General features: G+C 68.1%; 18 protein-coding genes. 10 read left to right on the top strand and 8 right to left on the bottom strand.

Going from position 1 to position 15,881, the window contains the following annotated elements; genetic code table 11:
• Positions 1–18: 18 nt before the first annotated feature.
• The 3 genes from E2481_RS11040 (at position 19) to E2481_RS11030 (ending at position 2,895) form a co-directional block, all read left to right on the top strand.
• Positions 19–1,269 (top strand): potassium channel family protein, encoded by a 1,251-nt coding sequence (locus E2481_RS11040; protein WP_136717211.1) that lies wholly within the window; start codon positions 19–21, stop codon positions 1,267–1,269.
• Entirely contained in the window at positions 1,266–2,489 is a 1,224-nt protein-coding gene (locus tag E2481_RS11035) for a TrkA C-terminal domain-containing protein (protein ID WP_136717210.1), read from the top strand. The genes E2481_RS11040 and E2481_RS11035 overlap by 4 nt, the downstream gene beginning before the upstream one ends.
• A 127-nt stretch (positions 2,490–2,616) precedes the next feature.
• Positions 2,617–2,895, top strand: coding sequence for a ubiquitin-like small modifier protein 1 (locus tag E2481_RS11030; protein ID WP_136717209.1), 279 nt, complete (start codon positions 2,617–2,619; stop codon positions 2,893–2,895).
• On the opposite strand, the gene E2481_RS11025 is transcribed toward E2481_RS11030, so the two are convergent.
• Complete coding sequence (locus E2481_RS11025) at positions 2,892–3,809, bottom strand: GNAT family N-acetyltransferase (protein WP_136717208.1); 918 nt, start codon at positions 3,807–3,809, stop codon at positions 2,892–2,894. The genes E2481_RS11030 and E2481_RS11025 overlap by 4 nt on opposite strands.
• A gap of 5 nt (positions 3,810–3,814) precedes the next feature.
• Positions 3,815–5,062, bottom strand: a complete 1,248-nt coding sequence (gene gatD / locus E2481_RS11020; RefSeq protein WP_136717207.1) for a Glu-tRNA(Gln) amidotransferase subunit GatD — start codon at positions 5,060–5,062, stop codon at positions 3,815–3,817.
• Between the two features lie 94 nt (positions 5,063–5,156).
• Between gatD and E2481_RS11015 the strand changes: the two genes are divergently transcribed.
• Positions 5,157–5,696, top strand: coding sequence for a hypothetical protein (locus E2481_RS11015; RefSeq protein ID WP_136717206.1), 540 nt, complete (start codon positions 5,157–5,159; stop codon positions 5,694–5,696).
• Here the strand turns inward: E2481_RS11015 and E2481_RS11010 are convergent.
• From E2481_RS11010 to E2481_RS11000, 3 genes are all read right to left on the bottom strand, one after another.
• On the bottom strand, positions 5,693–6,346 hold the full coding sequence (locus tag E2481_RS11010) for an ArsR/SmtB family transcription factor (protein WP_136717205.1): 654 nt from the start codon (positions 6,344–6,346) through the stop codon (positions 5,693–5,695). The genes E2481_RS11015 and E2481_RS11010 overlap by 4 nt on opposite strands.
• A gap of 54 nt (positions 6,347–6,400) precedes the next feature.
• Positions 6,401–7,438 carry a hypothetical protein gene (locus E2481_RS11005; protein WP_256867894.1) on the bottom strand — a complete coding sequence of 346 codons (1,038 nt, stop codon included), beginning with the start codon at positions 7,436–7,438 and terminating at the stop codon, positions 6,401–6,403.
• A gap of 96 nt (positions 7,439–7,534) precedes the next feature.
• Positions 7,535–8,179 carry a DUF1405 domain-containing protein gene (locus E2481_RS11000; RefSeq protein ID WP_136717203.1) on the bottom strand — a complete coding sequence of 215 codons (645 nt, stop codon included), beginning with the start codon at positions 8,177–8,179 and terminating at the stop codon, positions 7,535–7,537.
• A 149-nt stretch (positions 8,180–8,328) separates the two neighbouring features.
• Between E2481_RS11000 and E2481_RS10995 the strand changes: the two genes are divergently transcribed.
• Both E2481_RS10995 and E2481_RS10990 read left to right on the top strand, forming a co-directional pair.
• A complete protein-coding gene (locus E2481_RS10995) occupies positions 8,329–8,736 on the top strand; it encodes a DUF5802 family protein (protein ID WP_136717202.1) in 408 nt (135 codons plus the stop codon).
• Positions 8,737–8,761: 25 nt separating this feature from the next.
• Positions 8,762–9,652: a Vms1/Ankzf1 family peptidyl-tRNA hydrolase gene (locus E2481_RS10990; protein WP_136717201.1), complete on the top strand. Its 891-nt coding sequence runs from the start codon at positions 8,762–8,764 to the stop codon at positions 9,650–9,652.
• A gap of 3 nt (positions 9,653–9,655) precedes the next feature.
• Here E2481_RS10990 and E2481_RS10985 read toward each other — a convergent pair whose 3' ends face one another.
• Positions 9,656–10,780 (bottom strand): hypothetical protein, encoded by a 1,125-nt coding sequence (locus E2481_RS10985; protein WP_136717200.1) that lies wholly within the window; start codon positions 10,778–10,780, stop codon positions 9,656–9,658.
• Positions 10,781–10,858: 78 nt separating this feature from the next.
• On the opposite strand from E2481_RS10985, the gene E2481_RS10980 reads away from it, so the two are divergent.
• The 4 genes from E2481_RS10980 to E2481_RS10965 all read left to right on the top strand — a co-directional run bounded on the left by E2481_RS10980 (position 10,859) and on the right by E2481_RS10965 (position 13,957).
• Positions 10,859–11,878, top strand: a complete 1,020-nt coding sequence (locus E2481_RS10980; RefSeq protein ID WP_136717199.1) for a DUF1611 domain-containing protein — start codon at positions 10,859–10,861, stop codon at positions 11,876–11,878.
• Complete coding sequence (locus E2481_RS10975; RefSeq protein ID WP_136717198.1) at positions 11,875–12,924, top strand: dipeptide epimerase; 1,050 nt, start codon at positions 11,875–11,877, stop codon at positions 12,922–12,924. The genes E2481_RS10980 and E2481_RS10975 overlap by 4 nt, the downstream gene beginning before the upstream one ends.
• A gap of 71 nt (positions 12,925–12,995) precedes the next feature.
• Positions 12,996–13,463 (top strand): hypothetical protein, encoded by a 468-nt coding sequence (locus E2481_RS10970; protein WP_136717197.1) that lies wholly within the window; start codon positions 12,996–12,998, stop codon positions 13,461–13,463.
• Positions 13,463–13,957: a metal-dependent hydrolase gene (locus E2481_RS10965; RefSeq protein WP_136717196.1), complete on the top strand. Its 495-nt coding sequence runs from the start codon at positions 13,463–13,465 to the stop codon at positions 13,955–13,957. The genes E2481_RS10970 and E2481_RS10965 overlap by 1 nt, the downstream gene beginning before the upstream one ends.
• Positions 13,958–13,961: 4 nt before the next feature.
• Here E2481_RS10965 and E2481_RS10960 read toward each other — a convergent pair whose 3' ends face one another.
• Both E2481_RS10960 and E2481_RS10955 read right to left on the bottom strand, forming a co-directional pair.
• Positions 13,962–14,183 carry a hypothetical protein gene (locus tag E2481_RS10960; protein WP_136717195.1) on the bottom strand — a complete coding sequence of 74 codons (222 nt, stop codon included), beginning with the start codon at positions 14,181–14,183 and terminating at the stop codon, positions 13,962–13,964.
• A gap of 93 nt (positions 14,184–14,276) precedes the next feature.
• A complete protein-coding gene (locus E2481_RS10955) occupies positions 14,277–15,797 on the bottom strand; it encodes a hypothetical protein (protein WP_136717194.1) in 1,521 nt (506 codons plus the stop codon).
• Positions 15,798–15,881: the final 84 nt, after the last annotated feature.

Here is a 15,881-nt window from a genome sequence, read left to right as displayed (position 1 = left end):
GACACCGTCGATCGGTGTATGGCGTCGGTTCCAGTCGAGATACTCTTCGGCATCTATCTCGGAATCCTCACCGGGATCATCCCCGCACTCGCCTCCTGGGCGCTGGGATTCGGGTTCAAGTACTTTACCGGGGTGACCGTCCCGCCGCTGGGCGTGCTGGTGCTCGCGGTCGCGCTCGCCGGCGTCAGTGGCGGCCTGCTCGCACTCGCGAACCCGGCAGTGACCCAGTCGGCGAACGCGCCGACGCTCATCACCGGGATTCTGGTCGTCTCGGCGCTTTCACTCTACTCACACGCGAGGGGCGACCACATGGGGGCGACCGTCCCCAAACGACTCTCGCTGTCGGGCCTCCGCGACCGGACGCTCTCTCGGGACGTCGTCGACCTCGTCGGCGGCCGCGACGAGGTCCGCATCACCGTCACCGGCGACGTCGCGGACATGGAGGGATATCCGCCGCTATCGTCCGACCTCCGCGCGGAGATTCGCGCGGTCGAGTACACGTTCCCGGCGGACCTCCAGATCTCGGACCTCGAAACGCGGTTCGCCGAGCGGCTCCGCACCGAGTTGCGTCTCGGTGACGTGGCCGTCAGTATCGACGAGCGCGGCCACGCCTCGGTCACCGCTGCCCCGCCGCTCTCCGGCCTCTCCCAGCACGTCTCCACGGGGAACCGTGCCCTCTCCGTAGAGGCCCTCGTCCCCACGGGAGTCGCCCGCGGCGACGAGGTTCGACTCGGCACCGACGACGGAGCGGTGGTCGGGACCGTCGTCAGCGCGGTGTCGGACGGGAGCGAGCCCGACGCGGTAGACCCAGCGACCGCGGACCCGCAGTCTGACCGCGACCTCACCGACGAGGGGGCGGACGAAGACGCCCGGACACCCGTGAGAGCGCCGACGACAACCGGTGGCGAGGGCCGGCTCACCATCACCGTCGCGCAACAGAACGTGGACGCGGTGGTCGACGCCGACCGGGCCCGCGTCGTCGTCACGGCACAGGGAACGAGACTGGAGTACGAGCTCGTCTCGCTGCTCCGGCGAACCGGCAAGCTGTTCCAGCGGTTCACGATCACCTCGGACAGTTCGATCGACGGGACCACGCTGGGAGCGGCCAACGTCCGGGCAGCGTACGGTGTCGCCGTCCTCGCCGTCAGGCAGCAGTCACGCTGGGAGCTCGTTCCAGACGGAACGCTCGAACTCGCCCACGGCGACGACGTGTTCGCTGTCGGTAGCCGCCGGGCCCTCGACGACTTTGCGGAGGCGGTCGCAGAGTGAACCCGGCAGTGATCGACGGGGCGACCGGTCCAGTCGTCCAGACGGTTTCGGTGTTCGACGACCCGGCGCTCGCCATCAGTCGGCTGTTGGGGATGGCGATACTGGCCGGCGCACTTTCGGGGACCGTCGCGCTCGTGTTCCGGTGGTACGCCCACGAGCGAGTACAGACTGGGCTCCCGGTTCTCATCGGTCTGAGCGGCATCGCGGCGTATCTCAACACCCGGCGGGCGCTGGGACACGTCATTACCGGAACCGGTCCGGATCCGCTGTCGACGACGACCGTCCTGTTCAACATCACTGCGTTTCTCGTCGCCGGCGTCGCGGCGTACGGTGCAGTTTCCGTCGGGGACCGCCTCGGCAAGGACGCCTTCGTCGCCACGGGCGCACGGAACGTCGACGGCGAGATCAGCCGCGTCGTCGAAGCCGTCGGCCGCGTCCTCGCCGTCGAGATGCCCGAGGAGATCGACGACATCGTCGGCTACGACCCCGTCCCCGAGGAAACCAAGGACCAGCTCGCCGGTCACACGTTCCTCTTCCCGAAGCGCCTGACCGTCGCCGAACTCGAAACCCGACTGCGGACCCGCCTCAAAGCCGAGTACAACGTCGGTCACGTCGACGTCGACCTGGCCGACGACGGTAGCGTCGAGTACCTCGCGCTCGGTACCCGGGCGGCCGGCATCGGCACGACGCTCCCACCCGAGACGGCTGCCGTCGCCATCAGGGCAGACCCCGCCTTCACGGCCGGCGCGGGCGATATCGTCGAAGTGTGGACCACCGGTCCGGCCGACCACGTGACGACCGGGGAGATCCGCGGTATCGCCGGCGACGTGGTGACGCTCGCGGTCGACGCCGGCGACGCGCCGCTACTCGATCCTGACACCGTGTACCGACTCGTGACGCTCCCCTTCGAGCCGCGAGCCGACCGCGAGTTCGCGTCGCTGCTCCGGGCCGGCTCCGAGACGATGAGCGTCGTCACCGTCCCCGAGGCGAGCCCGCTCGCCGGCCAGCCGCTCGGCTCGCTGTCGGTCACCGTGATCGCTATCAGAACCGCCGACGGCACCGTCGAGCCCATCCCGGACCGATTCCGGACCATCCGGCCCGGTGACTCGCTCTACGCCGTCGCTCGCCCGGAGCAACTCCGGAAAATCAATACTGCGGCCGACGCGCCCGAGACCGGGCCGCCCGCGGACGGGAAACCCGAAACCGCGATCGAGGACTGATACGGAATGCTGTAACTGTGTACCGCGACGACCGCCCGCTGTCGGGCGGTCGATGCGGCAACGACTTACAGCAAACCGTATGACTCGACCCGGAATCCTCTTTGTCGCTGCGGCCGCCCCTCTGGGTATGCAGTGGAAGCTCTTCGCCAATCTCGCGGAGACGACCGGGACCAGGGAGATCGAGGTGGACGTCGACGCCGGCGCGACGTTCGGCGACGCGCTGGACGCGCTTCTGGACGCCCATCCGGAACTCCGGGAGGAGGTGCTCGACGACGAGGGCGACATCGCCGACCACATCCGCGTCCTGCACAACGGCGATAACCCCTTCGTCGAGAAAGCGGGCTACGAGACGGAACTCGACGCGGGCGACGAACTGGCGCTGTTCCCGCCCGTCAGCGGCGGTTAAATCCCCGTTAGGTCTTTCTCGAAGACGAACTCGGGCGACTCGCCGATCCCGGCCCGCGCGTAGGCCGCGTCGCTGACGTGCCGGGCCGTCTCCGGGACGACGACGCGCGTCTCGTCGGCATCCAGGGCCGCCGCGTCGCGCTCGATAGCCCTGAATACCACGTTCGCGGCCTCGATATCGTCCCAGGCCGCGAAGCCGTACTCGGCGTACCGCGTTTCGCCGTCGGAGCTCTCGTACTCGCGCACGCGCACGGCTGCAGCGCGCGTCCGGTCGTCGCCCTGGACCGCGAACACCCGCTCGTCGTCGGCCAGTGCAAGCAGTCGGTCGCGCGAGAGCTCCGAGACGGCCCACGCTTCCGTCGAATCCAGCGCGAGCCCGCCCAGCGAGCGCATGGCCGCCGAGCGCTGCCAGAAACTCCAGGCTGCCGCTGGGTCTTCGGTCACGGTCAACTCGCCCGAGGCTTCGGCCGGTGCGTCCGCGTCGGCGTCTGGTTCGGGGTGGGCGAAACGGAACTGCGTGACCGGTTCGAAGCCGACCGCCCGTGACTGGCCGAGGCCGGCGTCGTTCCAGGAGAACACGAGGTTGCGACAGACCGTCGCGCCCTGCTCGCGCGCCCAGTCGAACACCGCCGTCGTGAGTTCGGTGCCGACGCCCTCGCCACGGGAATCGGGGTTGACGCGCATCCCCTGGGCCCAGACCTCGTAGTCGCTGAGAAAGACGCCCTGACAGAGGCCGGCCACGTCGCCCTCGACCGTCGCGACGAACGTCCGCTGTTCGGGGCCGTCGGTCTCGACCCACTCGTGAAACACGTCGGGGACGTAGTCGCCGACGTCGCGGTCAGCCCACGTGTCCCGGGTGAACGCGAGGACCTCGTCGTAGTCGTCGGCTTCGGCCTGTCGGACGGTCACCGCCATCGGCGTCAGGTCCAGGGCACGGAGCGGTCGGTGATCTCACCGGCGAGCGGTTCCTGCATCGCGTCGGCGACGGCCTCGGTGTTGGCGAGCGCCCACATCAGCTTGACTTTCGCCGTCCCGGGGAGCATGTCCTCGCCCTCGACGACGCCGGCGTCCAGCAGGTCCCGCCCGGTGTCGTAGACGCGGTCACAGACCCGTCCGTCGAGACACTGGCTCGTCATCACGACGGCCGTGCCCGCGTCGGTCAACGCGTCGATGCTCTCGATCCAGTCGGTGTTGACGTGGCCCAGTCCCGTGCCCTCGATGACGACGCCCTCGGCGTCTTCGGCGGCGGCTTCGAGCATCGCCGGACTCGTCCCCGGCGTGAACTTCACGAGTTCCACGTCGGTTTCCAGATCGGGGGCGAGGTCGAGGTCCTGCTCGCCGCGCTCGACGTGATCCCGGCGGAAGGTTACTTCTTCACGCTCGTAGTCCACGTTCCCGAGCGGTTCGGAGCCGACGGTCTCGAAGGCGTCGCGGCGGGAGGTGTGGTTCTTCCGGACGCGCGTGCCCCGATGGAGCGCACAGACGTCGTCGGACTCGCCGGCGTGCATGCAGACCAGCACCTCCGCGCAGTCGGCTTTGGCGGCCTCGACGGCACAGACTGCGTTCATCACGTTGTCCGAGGAGGGTCGGTCGGCCGAGCGCTGGCTCCCCGTGAACACGATGGGAACGGGGGTGTCGAGCATGAAGGCCAGCGCCGAGGCGGTGAACTGCATCGTGTCGGTCCCGTGCATGACGACGACGCCGTCCGCGCCGGCTTCGATCTCCTCTCGCACCGCGTCGGCGAGGTCCTGCCACACCTCGGGGGTCATGTTCTCCGAGAGGATGTTCGCGACGACTCGGCCCCGATAGTTCGCGCGGCCGGCCAGGTCCGGGACGGCCCGCAGCACGTCCTCGGCGTCGAACTGCGCGGTCACCGCGCCGGTGCGGTAGTCGACCGTCGAGGCGATGGTGCCGCCGGTCGAGATGAGCGAGATCGTCGGCAGGTTTTCGTCGAACTCGACTTCAGACTCGCCGCCGGTGTCCTGTGCGTCCTCGACGGCGTAGACGTCGGATTCGACCACCTCGACGGCCGCTGCCTCGCGATCGATCCCGACGTTGTACCCGCTCTCTAGCTTTACGACGAGGTTCTCGGCCGTCGACGACGGCAACAGAACGCCTTCGTACGTCTGGTCCGCGCGGTCGACGCGGACCCGGTCCCCTGGGTTCATACGGTCGCGTACCGCGCGCCCGGACTTGAAACCATCTTTTCGCCCACCGCGCGGGAAAAGACTCACGTCCGCGGAGGCGGAACTTTCAGTTACGATGGCTGAACGCACCGACCAGCATACACGGCCCGACCACGACCCGGGGGACGTCCTCGACGAGGCGGACCTGGGATTCGACGACGGTCCGGGCCCGGCCGTCGACCCGGGCCCGGGTCCCGAACAGTCGGCCGATGCCGCAGCGGAGGCGACTGTCACGAGCCGACTCCGGGACCGGTTCGCCTCCCCGTTCAGCGGCCTGTTCTCGGTTCGGGTGTTCCTGTTCGTCCTCGCGCTGACGCTGGTCGCGATGGTCCTCGCCGGCACCGTCGTTCCGCTTGGCGGACTCGCCGGCTTCCTCGGTATCGCGACGGTCGGGTTCGGCGTCGGGCTCGCCGACGCCAGGCCCCGATATCTGGAGTTCGTCCTCGCCGGTGCCATCGGTGCCGGCCTCGGAACACTGCTGGACCACCTGGTGCTGACCGCCCTCGGAGTGGGGGTCCCACTGATCGCGCTCGGCGTCGGGGCCGGGAGTCTGGCCGGCGTCGTCGGTCACTACTTGGGCCGTGACCTCCGGGACGGCCTCACGCGGGACCTCTAGTCGCGGAGTCGCCATTCGTCGCCCGTCCTGCCGACGATGCCCCGCTCGGCCAGTTCCGAGAGGGCTTCTTCGACGACCGGTCGCGGGGCTTCGACGTCTTCGTTCAGTTCCCCCGTCGTCATCGGCTGCTCCGCGAGCGAACGCAGCAGGTCGGCGTACAGTCGCGTGTCGTCTGTCCCGAGTTCCTCGCTGAGTTGCTCCATCACGTCCGCGAGCTTTCCCTGGACCCATCGCTGGGCCATCGAGAGCTCGTTTTCCAGCTGTTTGAGGTCGTTCAGTTCCTCGGCGATGTCGGCGGCCTCGCTGGCCTCCTGTGCGCTGAAATCGATCTTGAGGTGGTGGCAGGTCGCCGCCACGTCGAGGCTCCGACTGGCCGGGTAGGCGCTTTTCGTCCCGAACCCGTACGGCGAGACGCTGACTTCCAGGCGGAGGTTCTGGGAGATGAAATAGTACTTGCGGCGCTGGTCGTCCACTCGGCTCTCGATGAGCCCCGCCTCCTCTAGCTTTCGGAGGTGGTCGATGACCGCCTTGGGGCTCACACCGAGATACTCGCTGATCTCCGTGACGTAACAGGGCTTCCGGGCGAGCAACCGCAGGATGCGTCTGCGGTTCTCGTTGCCCAGGAGATCGAGCAGCTCGGCGGAGTCCATTTACCGAACGTTAGCGAAGGGTACTGATAAGGTTAACTGCAAGCCGTCGACCACTTATCGCCCCGACGGCGGGCCGCCGCGGTCCGGACCGTTCCCGCCGGTGTCACCGTTGCCCGTCGAGTCCCCACCATCGTTACGGTTCGCGTTTCCCGAATCGCTCCCGGACGCGTCCCCGTCCTCGCCGCCGTCGCTTCCATCGACCGTGTCGCTCCCGTCGATCGTGTCGCTCTCGTCGCTCTCCGGTGTCTGGTCGTCTGATGCTTGTGAACTGCCCGACTCAGAAGTGTCGTCTCGGGTCGGGCCGCGCTGTTCTCCCCCGTTCCGTTCGGATGGGTTCTCGGCCCCGGTCTCGTTCCTGTCCGCGTCTGCTGTCCCGTTACCGCCTGCTCCCGGCGGGCCGTTCCCTCCGGGACCACCGGCGTCGTCAGCCGGTCTCTGAGCTCTGGCGTTCCCCGCGTTCTCCGCTGGTCCACCGTTACCAGGTGTTCCTGCATCTCCGGGCGGCCCGCCGCGCGCGAGGCCCGGCGGCGAAACGACCGAGAGACCGCGGGCGTCGTTCGCCACCGCGCGACCGCTCATGTTCCTGGCATCGGTCCGCAATTTATCGAGACGCGTGTCGTTCACACCGACGCTTTTCGCCGCGCTGTCGGTTTCGTTGATCGACCGTTCGAGCGACTCGATCTCCGCGGTCAACTGGCTCGCCTGTGCCATGTAGGCCACCTCCGGGAGGCTGCCGTTCTCGTGTCTGGCCTCCAGGTCCGCGAGCCGGTCTTCGAGCCTGTCGACCCGACGGTCGAGCGTTCTGATTCTGTTCTCGACGACTGCGGCCTTCTCCGTCCCGTTCGACGCGTTGAATTCGGCTTCCCACATGCCCGCGTCGACCGAACCGTTAGTCTCGGCCGAACTGGCCTGCATGAACGAGGAGATCTGTGTCCCCAGACTGGCGTTTTCGCCGCTCGATTCGTTCGTCTCGTTGGCTGCGACCGAATCGACGGCGACTGGCCCGTCCGTCGCACCCGCTGCTGGGGCCACCACCGCAGCGACTCCGATAGCCACCAGCAGAACAACCAACGCGGTCTGACGGACACTCATCGTACCAGACCCTTATCCTGAAACACACAAAAAAGCGAACATCCGTTCGCACCGTTCAACCACCCATTGAGACGCTCCGAGACCGTCCAATAGCGTTTAATCTCCCGTTTGGGTCGGTAATCTGTCCATCGACACGGCTGCGAGCGCGACCGCGAGGACCGAGAGCGCAACCGTCGAGATCACCAGTGCACCCGTCGGTTCGTACCGGAGCGGCGGATGCAGGTCGAACCCGTAGTCGACGGCGTCGTTCACGAGCGAACAGGCCAGGGCGAACGCCAGCGCACCCCGAGTAGTCGCCGTATAATGGGGGATGAGATACGCCTCCGCGACGAATCCGAGGTGCGTGAGGACGATCCCGAAGTACGCCCAGACTGCCGGGAAGTACGACGTGAACCCGAGGTTGAGCGCGACGAACGTCCACAGTCCCATCTTGACGAGCCAGACGAACGCGAGCGTGTGCAGGTACGCCAGGACGCGGGTCCGCGGCACGTCCTCCAGGGGTCGACCGAGGAAGGGAAGCAGCGTCGCGAGCGACAGCGCCATCAGGAACACCGCGACCGGCGAATCGACGTATAGCGGCCAGGCGAACGTCGAGTAATCGGGCATTGTTTCGACGTAATACCTGATTCCGACCAGCACTGCGACCACGTTTGCGACCAGGAGCCAGACGAGACTCGGCGTGTTCCCGAGGTAGTACTGCGCCCACCGCGCGGGGATGACCCGCCCCTCACGTCGCCACATTATCCCATCCTGCCCGCCCATCCTCAAATCTGTGTCGCCTGCTGCTCGCCCCGTCGCTTTTTCGATCAGTAAACGGACTGAATGCACGACGGCATAACTCCACCGGCCAAGGTTTTTGTCCAATGCCTTGTTAGAAGTTACCGTATAGCATGTTCGAGCGATTTTCGAGCGGGTACTACCTCGGCCGGTTGTACGTCGAACCGGGCGAGCGGGAGACGGCAGCCATGTGTCGCGAACAGCACGAGCGGGTCAACGAGCAACTGTATACGGATGGTCAGGGAGTCGAGCGTCTCGACAATCCGCTCGTGATGAAACTCGACACGAGCCACTTCCCGGTGACGGGCGACGAGACCGTGCCCCGCGACACGCTCGCGGTTCCGGCGGGCGTCCTCGAGGACAGCCGGGTTCGGAACCCGCCGACGTTGCGCGAAGTGTTGCTGGCGAAAGCCGACAGGGCCAGGCAGTTGCTGGAGCTGACCGGGGAGTTCGCGGTGGCCGACGACGAAGCAAGCGACGAGACCGGGTTCGATTTCCGGTTCGGCGGCCCCGCAATTTAAGCCCGCCCCGCTACCCTCTCCGGTAATGCTGGACCAGCTGCTCGGGCGCGCCGAGCTGAAAGCGCGGATCGACGACCTCGAAGACGAACGGGAACAGTTGCAGCGACGGCTCGATGCCGAGGAGGAGCGACGGACTGACGCCGTGAGTGCCCGACAGGAGGCCGAAGAACGGGTCAACCACCTTGAGGACCGTATTGCTTCCCTCGAAGGAACTGTCGAGCGACTCCGCGACGACGAGGGGACGACGCTGGAGTACCGCCGCACTGAACGGCTCCGCGACGACCGACTTACCGAGGTCCTGGACCGACTCGCCACCGTCGAAACGGAACGAGAAGGCGCGCTGACGGCGTACGTCGAATCCACGGTTCCGGAATCGGTGCGGGACGCGCTGGGCGAGCGAGCGGCGCTGGTCTCGCGGGCCGCCCCCTGTCTCGTCTGCACCGACGACGCCGGACTCGTGAGCGCGGCGCTGTCGGTTCCGGCTCCACCCGAACCGTTCGCCGAGTGGGACGACGCCTTCACGTTCGACCGGTCCCGGATCGAGCCGACCGGCGAGTTCACGCTCGCGCTGGTCCGGTCGGACCTGTTCGCCATGGGCGAGTACGACGGCCGCGATCGAACCGCCTTCTACGGGTTCGACTCCGAACTCAAGAGCCAACACTCAAAGGGCGGGTTCTCCCAGTCCCGGTTCGAGCGCATCCGCGACGAACAGATCGAGACCCACGTCGACCGCTGTCTGGAAGCCATCGAGGAACGAGACACCGACCGGCTCTACGTCGTCGGCGAACGCACCGTGCTGGCCGAGTTCGAGGAGGTCGCAGACGCCACGGCGACCGTAGACGCCACCGGCGACCCCGAGGACGCGCTCGACGACGCCTTCCGCGACTTCTGGACGGTTACACTCCACGGCCTGTGACCGTCAACGCGAGTCGGCTCTCCGCCCGGCCACTGCGAACGCCAGCACCGCCGCGAGCGCGACGACCGCGGTGAAGCCGGGCCCGTCGCCGTTCGTGGTCGTCTCCGTGTCCGTCTCCCTGTCCGTGTCACTCTCGTCTGTTTCGTTCACCATCGTCGACTCGAGCTCCAGCGGTGCCGGGAGCGCGCCGGCGCGGAGCGAGAGCGCGAGGTCGCGCGCCTCGGACATGTTCTGTGCCGTGATGACGAACTGCGGGTCGGCCGCGAACTCGCCGTTCTCGAACTGCCGGGCGAGTCCGGCGCTCATCTGTGCCGCGTAGATGACCTCGCCGTCGGAGGCCGTGTACAGACAGTAGCCCGAGGCGTTCGCCGGGTCCGCCCGAGCGTCGTCGGTCGGGCAGTTCCCGATGCCCTCGGAACTGGTGAAGCCGAACTCCCGCATCGCCGCCGAGTAGTTCGCCGCCGCCTCGTCGGTCAGCGTGACCGGGACGTAGGGATTGGGCCGACCAGCTGCCCCCGGCCGTGCCGATCCGACGTTAGCGAAATCGTCGTTCGTCAGCAGCGTCACGTCCCGGTAGCTCCCGTTGCCCGCCGGGAAGTGGGCGACGAACTCGATCCGTCCCTCGAAGGTGAGGTTGCCGACGACGTCGTCACGGTCGGCGTCCGTCGACCGAATCGCGACGCCGCGCGTCCCGTCGTCGGTCGTCGCGTTCCGGACCGTCGCGTCGATCCCCGCCTGGTCGAGGCGCGTGGCGACGACCCTGACCGTCTCGGCCTGCGTCCGGGCCGTCACGCTCTCGCTGATCGTGGCCGCCGAACCGTCGAGGCCCGCGGCGTCGAGGGCGTCCCGCAGGGCCGCCGTCGAGACGTTCCGCTCCCGGACTTCGACCGTGTCCCCAGGGGGTGCCACTCGGACCGATTGCTCGTCGACGCCGAGTTCGGTCGCGACGGTCGAGCGGACCGCGCCGACGTCTTCGGCCGGAACCGACACGTTCGTGGCCGTCGTTCCCTGGATTTCGGCAGTCAGAGCGGTTTCGTTCCCATCCGTCGTCGCTGCTCCCGTTGCCGGACCGACCATGAGTCCCGCGGCCAGCACGACGCCGAACAGCAGGAGGGCAAGGCGGCGCATGATCGAACCTGATGCTGGGCTATCACAAAAACCCGGGCGGTGCCGGCGTTTATGACCGGGGGTGCCCAGGGTCCAGGTATGAACGTCGCCGTCCTCGCCCACGAGGGGTTTCCCGACCGAGCGAAGACCGCCGTCGGGGTCCTCCGGTACGCCGACTACGACGTGCGCGCAGTCCTCGATCGCGAGCACGCGGGCACTCGCGTGGCCGACCACATCTCTGACGCGGCCGTCCAGGATGCCCCCGTCGTCGCGAGCATCGACGACGTCGAGGGGCCGCTGGACGCGCTCGTCGTCGGTATCGCCCCCATCGGCGGCGAGTTCGACGAGTCCTGGCGGCCCGACGTCCGGGGCGCACTCGAACGCGGCTGTGACGTGGTCTCCGGACTCCACTACTTCCTCAACGAGGACCCGGAGTTCCGTGACCTCGCCGCCGAGCACGACTGCGACATCTGGGACGTGCGAGACCCGCCCGACGACCTCACCGTCGCCGAGGGCCTGGCCGGCGACGTGGACGCCGACGTGGTGCTGACGGTGGGGACCGACTGCTCGACGGGGAAGATGACCACGAGCGTCGAACTGGTCGAAGCCGCCCGCGACCGGGGCGTCGACGCGGCCCTGATCCCGACGGGTCAGACCGGTATCATCGTCGAGGACTGGGGGATTCCCGTCGACCGGACGGTGAGCGACTTCACCGCGGGCGCGGTCGAGCGGATGGTCTGCGAGCGGGGCGACGATCACGACCTGCTCGTCGTCGAAGGCCAGGGGTCGATCACCCATCCCGCCTACTCGGCGGTGACCTGCGGAATCCTCCACGGCGCGATGCCCGACCGACTGGTCTGCTGTCACGAGGCGGGCCGCGAGGCGATCCACGGCTACGAGTCGTTCCCGATTCCGCAACTCCCGCAGGTCGCCTCGCTCTACGAGGACCTCGCCGCGCCGGTGTCGGGAGCCGACGTGGTGGCCGGCTCGCTGAACACCGCCCACCTCGACTCACAGGCCGCGAACGAGGCCGTCATCGAGTACGCGACCACGCTCGGCGTCCCGGCGACCGACCCCGTCCGGTTCGGGCCCGCGGAAATCCTCGACGCGGTGCTATGACCCTCTCGGCCGAGTTCGCCTGGCACGACCTCCCGCTGGACGTGCCATTCGGCATCTCCCGGGGAACGACCGAACGCTCGGGCAACGTCGTGGTTCGTCTTACTGACGAGGACGGCCGCGTGGGCATCGGCGGCGGCGCGCCCAGCGAGTACTACGGCGAGGACCACGAGTCCGTCGCGGCCGTGATGCCCGATCTGCTCGACCTCGTCAGGGACGTCGGTGATCCCCACCGGCTCCAGCGCATCGAGCGACGGATGGCCGAGGCGGTCGGCGGCCGAGGCGCGGACCCGGCGGCCCGGAGCGCCGTCAGCGTCGCGTGCCACGACCTCGTTTGCAAGGGGTTGGATCTCCCGCTGTACCGCTACTGGGGGCTGGACCCCGACCGGACCGTCTCCTCCTCCTACACTATCGGGCTGGCCGACACCGACGCGATGGCCGACCGGGCCGCCGCGGCGGTCGACGCCGGCTACTCGGTGCTGAAAGTCAAACTCGGGACCGACCGCGACAGGGACATCGTCGCGGCCGTCCGTGAGGCCGCGCCCGACGCGCGACTCCGGGTCGACGCAAACGGGGCCTGGGACCCCGACCGAGCCGTCGCGATGACCGAGTTCCTGGCCGAGCACGACGTTGAGTTCGTCGAACAACCCGTCCCCGCCGGCGACCCCGAGGGGCTGAAACGGGTCCACGATGCGAGCCCGCTCCCCGTCGCGGTCGACGAGAGCTGCGTCACGGCCCGGGACGTGCCGGCAGTGGCCGACCGCGCCGACGTCGCCGTCGTCAAACTCGCCAAGTGCGGCGGGCTCCGGGCGGCGCTCCGGGCGATCCACGCCGCCCACGCCTGCGACCTCGACGTGATGGTGGGCTGTATGACCGAGAGCAACGCCTCCATCGCGGCCGCCGCACACCTCGGCCCGCTGGTCGAGTACGCCGACCTCGACGGCGCGCTCCTGCTGGCAGAGGACCCCTTCGAAGGAATCCCAATGCCCGGCGGACGCATCGACCTGTCCGACTGGGACCGGCCGGGAACCGGTGTGCGGGAGCGGTGAGCGCCACCCCGGCATCGGCGACGCGAGGTAGAAGAGATTTGTGTGTCGGTGCTGGAGCTACCGGACAGAGGATGCACATCGGCGACGACCTGTCCCGGCGTGCGGTGGTGGTCGTTCTTCTCGTGGCTCTCCAGGCCGGCCTGTTGCTCGACTACGGCGCGTACGAAGACCGACAGCCGACCGCCGAGGACTACGCCACGGACTACGAGACGTACGTCGGTCAGACCGTGACGTTCGACGCGACCGTCGTCTCCACGGACCCGACGGTCGTCGTCCTCGACGGGACCGACGAGCGACTCGAACTCACTCTCCGAAACTTCGACCGGGACGTTCAGCGGGGAACCGCCGTGGACATCACCGGCACGTTACAGGCGAACCACTCCGTCTCGGTTCAGGGGAGCGTGCTCTCGCCGTCGACCAACAGGACCTACATGTACGGGATCAGCTTCGCGGCGTTGCTGTTCGTCGTCGCGCTCTGTCTCCGGGACTGGCGGCTCGACACCGACCGGCTCGTGTTCCGGAAGCGGGGTGAGGACTGATGCCCGATTTCCTCACGCACGTCCTCGCCGTCTACGTCGTCCTGCAGGTGAGCGCGTGGCGGATCGACTGGCTCACGCGACCCCGCATCGTGACCGGGATGGCCGGCGCCCTGATTCCCGACCTGGTGAAGATCAAACTCTTCGTGCCGGCCTATCGGGTCGAACCGCTGCTGGGCGTGCCCTTCTCCTGGGAACCGCTCCACCGGCTCGGCGGCGCGCTGTTGACCGCCCTGGTCTTGAGCCTCCTCGTCGAGGCCTCGGAGCGGCGCGGCGTGTTCCTTTTGCTGGTCGGCGGCCTCCTGTCGCACCTCCTGCTCGACGCGTTCCTGCTCCGGCCGGTGCCCTACACCTACGACCTGCTCTACCCGCTGACCCACTGGCGAGCGCCGATCTTCGATCTCGATCTGTACCTGTCCAGCGACTACTGGCCCTCGATGGTGACGGGGACGGTGGCGCTCCTCGTGTTCGGCGTCACGCGGCGTCGAAAACAATAGGGGCCTACTCCCCGGTCTCCGCTTCGACTTCCTCCGCGGCGCGCTCTCGGACGACGCTGACCCGTTCGTACGGGAAGAAGTCCCGGCTGTCCTCGCATTCGACCCACACGCCCGAATCGAAGAAGTCCAGCCGCCGGCCGGTCACCGGCGACTCGACGCCCGCGCTCGGGTCGTCTTCGAGCAGGTATACCTGATAGACCGTGTCTCCGTGCTGGCTGTTACTCATTGGGGATCCACTGGGAAGCAAGGAGAGCGACCCGCTCAAGGGTGTCGACGGCCGTGGGTAGTTGCCACCGAACCGGCACGGAGCCGACCGGAACTACACCCACTCGGCGAACGTGTCGTGTTCGGTCGACAACCGAACGTAGTCACGCTGCATGCGCGCGAGCGCCTCGGACAGCGACGCGCCGTCGTCGAGTCCCTCGCGCACTCGCTCGATCTTCCACCGGCTCGGCGTCGTCCCGGTCTCCCAGCGCGTTTCGAGCGGGCCGAGGTAGGTGTCGACCGTCGACTCGGCCACGCCGAGGTCGGCGAGCCCGCGCCGGGCGTACTCGAACACCTCCGCGAAGACGCGGTCGGGATCGTCGGTCCGGTCGCCCTCGGCGGTGACCCACGCGAAGTCGGCGTCCAGGCCGCACTCGACGGCCGAGTAGAAACAGGCCTCCGCGGCCTCCCAGTCGAGGTCGGCGAGCGGGTGGTCATCGACGACGAGGCCGTGGATCAGGCCGCCGACGAGACACTGGAAGCCGACGATGTCCCGGATCGACGGCTGGGTCGGGATGGGGCGGTACTCGATGCGCAGCGAGCGCTCGTCGCTGACGCCGTCGACGGGGTCGCCGCCGATGACCGGGCGGAGCCACCGCCAGTAGGTCCCTCGCTTGTGGTCGAGTTCCCAGAACCGGTCGGCGAACTCCTCGTTGTCGCCCTCGTCGAGCCACTCCGAGAGGAACGGCGAGATGACGGGGTCGGCGACGAGGTGGTCGACGATGTCCGTGACCGTCTCGATGTCATCGGGCACCCTGACTTTCGGCGGGTCGGTCTGGTTGACCGACTGCTCGAAGGCGTCGATGCGGAGTTCGTGGTGGGTGTCGGCCAGCAGTCGTTCGGGATCGACGTCCTCGTCGTAGAGGTCGCCGGGGAGAAAGGGGGAGTTCGTCGCCAGCGCCAGCACTGGGCCGAGCGTCCGGATGGCCGTGTTGTAGTACCGCGGGAACGCCTCTGCGCTGGGTATCTGGACGTGGGGCTGGATGGAGGTCGCCAGCGACTCGAACAGGATGGTGGGGAAACTGGTCGTCGCGCCGGGCACGTCGAACGCGACCTCGCCGCCGGCCCGCTGGACGCAATCGCGGTCGATCCCCCAGTACCGCGACACCGGTCGCATGTTCGTCGGGACGGTCACCCCGTCCCGTTCCTCGGTGTCTGCGAGGTACCGGTGGCTCCCCTCCGCGGGCGGAACGGTCCACATCGCGTCGAGGACGAGTTCACAGCCCGCCCCGCGAGCGGCATCACGTGCGCGCGCCCACTGGGTCCGCAGCGCGTCGGCCTGGGCTTCGATGCCGTCGGTGGTGAAAGGGTCCGGATCGGTGTTCAGCTCCGCGTTGTGCAACCCGAGTTCCTTGTTGCAGGTCGCGAAGACGTCCTGGGGGATCCGAACCAGGCTCCCGCCGTCGTCGACGGCGTAGACCTCCAGTTCGAGCCCCACGGCGAACCCCTCGGTGTCGAGCGTCCCGCGCGTCAGCTCATCGCGCAGGAAGGCCGCCTGCTCCTCGATGCGGGCGTCGAACTCGGGCCGGGTCTCGGCCGACAGCGAACGCGTCACCAGTTCCACACGGTCGGTCATTGGAAAGGGCTACGCGAGCGGCCGGTTTAGCCTGTCGATTGTCAGCGGCCTTTTAAATCTCCGAAGAACTGTCGCGGTATTTTT

Origin of the sequence: Halorientalis salina, assembly GCF_005049285.1 — an archaeon.
In the GTDB taxonomy this organism is placed as follows: domain Archaea; phylum Halobacteriota; class Halobacteria; order Halobacteriales; family Haloarculaceae; genus Halorientalis; species Halorientalis salina.
This window is presented reverse-complemented; position numbering and strand designations above follow the sequence as displayed.

What these genes read in the sequence shown, in the direction of transcription:
- E2481_RS10975 (WP_136717198.1), top strand. Translation starts at nt 11,875, where the DNA reads ATGACCCTCTCGGCCGAGTTCGCCTGGCACGACCTCCCGCTGGACGTG.
- E2481_RS10985 (WP_136717200.1), bottom strand. Translation starts at nt 10,780, where the DNA reads ATGCGCCGCCTTGCCCTCCTGCTGTTCGGCGTCGTGCTGGCCGCGGGA.
- E2481_RS10990 (WP_136717201.1), top strand. Translation starts at nt 8,762, where the DNA reads ATGCTGGACCAGCTGCTCGGGCGCGCCGAGCTGAAAGCGCGGATCGAC.
- gatD (WP_136717207.1), bottom strand. Translation starts at nt 5,062, where the DNA reads ATGAACCCAGGGGACCGGGTCCGCGTCGACCGCGCGGACCAGACGTAC.
- E2481_RS10955 (WP_136717194.1), bottom strand. Translation starts at nt 15,797, where the DNA reads ATGACCGACCGTGTGGAACTGGTGACGCGTTCGCTGTCGGCCGAGACC.
- E2481_RS11040 (WP_136717211.1), top strand. Translation starts at nt 19, where the DNA reads ATGGCGTCGGTTCCAGTCGAGATACTCTTCGGCATCTATCTCGGAATC.
- E2481_RS10980 (WP_136717199.1), top strand. Translation starts at nt 10,859, where the DNA reads ATGAACGTCGCCGTCCTCGCCCACGAGGGGTTTCCCGACCGAGCGAAG.
- E2481_RS10965 (WP_136717196.1), top strand. Translation starts at nt 13,463, where the DNA reads ATGCCCGATTTCCTCACGCACGTCCTCGCCGTCTACGTCGTCCTGCAG.
- E2481_RS11030 (WP_136717209.1), top strand. Translation starts at nt 2,617, where the DNA reads ATGCAGTGGAAGCTCTTCGCCAATCTCGCGGAGACGACCGGGACCAGG.
- E2481_RS10970 (WP_136717197.1), top strand. Translation starts at nt 12,996, where the DNA reads ATGCACATCGGCGACGACCTGTCCCGGCGTGCGGTGGTGGTCGTTCTT.
- E2481_RS10995 (WP_136717202.1), top strand. Translation starts at nt 8,329, where the DNA reads ATGTTCGAGCGATTTTCGAGCGGGTACTACCTCGGCCGGTTGTACGTC.
- E2481_RS11005 (WP_256867894.1), bottom strand. Translation starts at nt 7,438, where the DNA reads ATGAGTGTCCGTCAGACCGCGTTGGTTGTTCTGCTGGTGGCTATCGGA.
- E2481_RS11000 (WP_136717203.1), bottom strand. Translation starts at nt 8,179, where the DNA reads ATGTGGCGACGTGAGGGGCGGGTCATCCCCGCGCGGTGGGCGCAGTAC.
- E2481_RS11015 (WP_136717206.1), top strand. Translation starts at nt 5,157, where the DNA reads ATGGCTGAACGCACCGACCAGCATACACGGCCCGACCACGACCCGGGG.
- E2481_RS11025 (WP_136717208.1), bottom strand. Translation starts at nt 3,809, where the DNA reads ATGGCGGTGACCGTCCGACAGGCCGAAGCCGACGACTACGACGAGGTC.
- E2481_RS10960 (WP_136717195.1), bottom strand. Translation starts at nt 14,183, where the DNA reads ATGAGTAACAGCCAGCACGGAGACACGGTCTATCAGGTATACCTGCTC.
- E2481_RS11010 (WP_136717205.1), bottom strand. Translation starts at nt 6,346, where the DNA reads ATGGACTCCGCCGAGCTGCTCGATCTCCTGGGCAACGAGAACCGCAGA.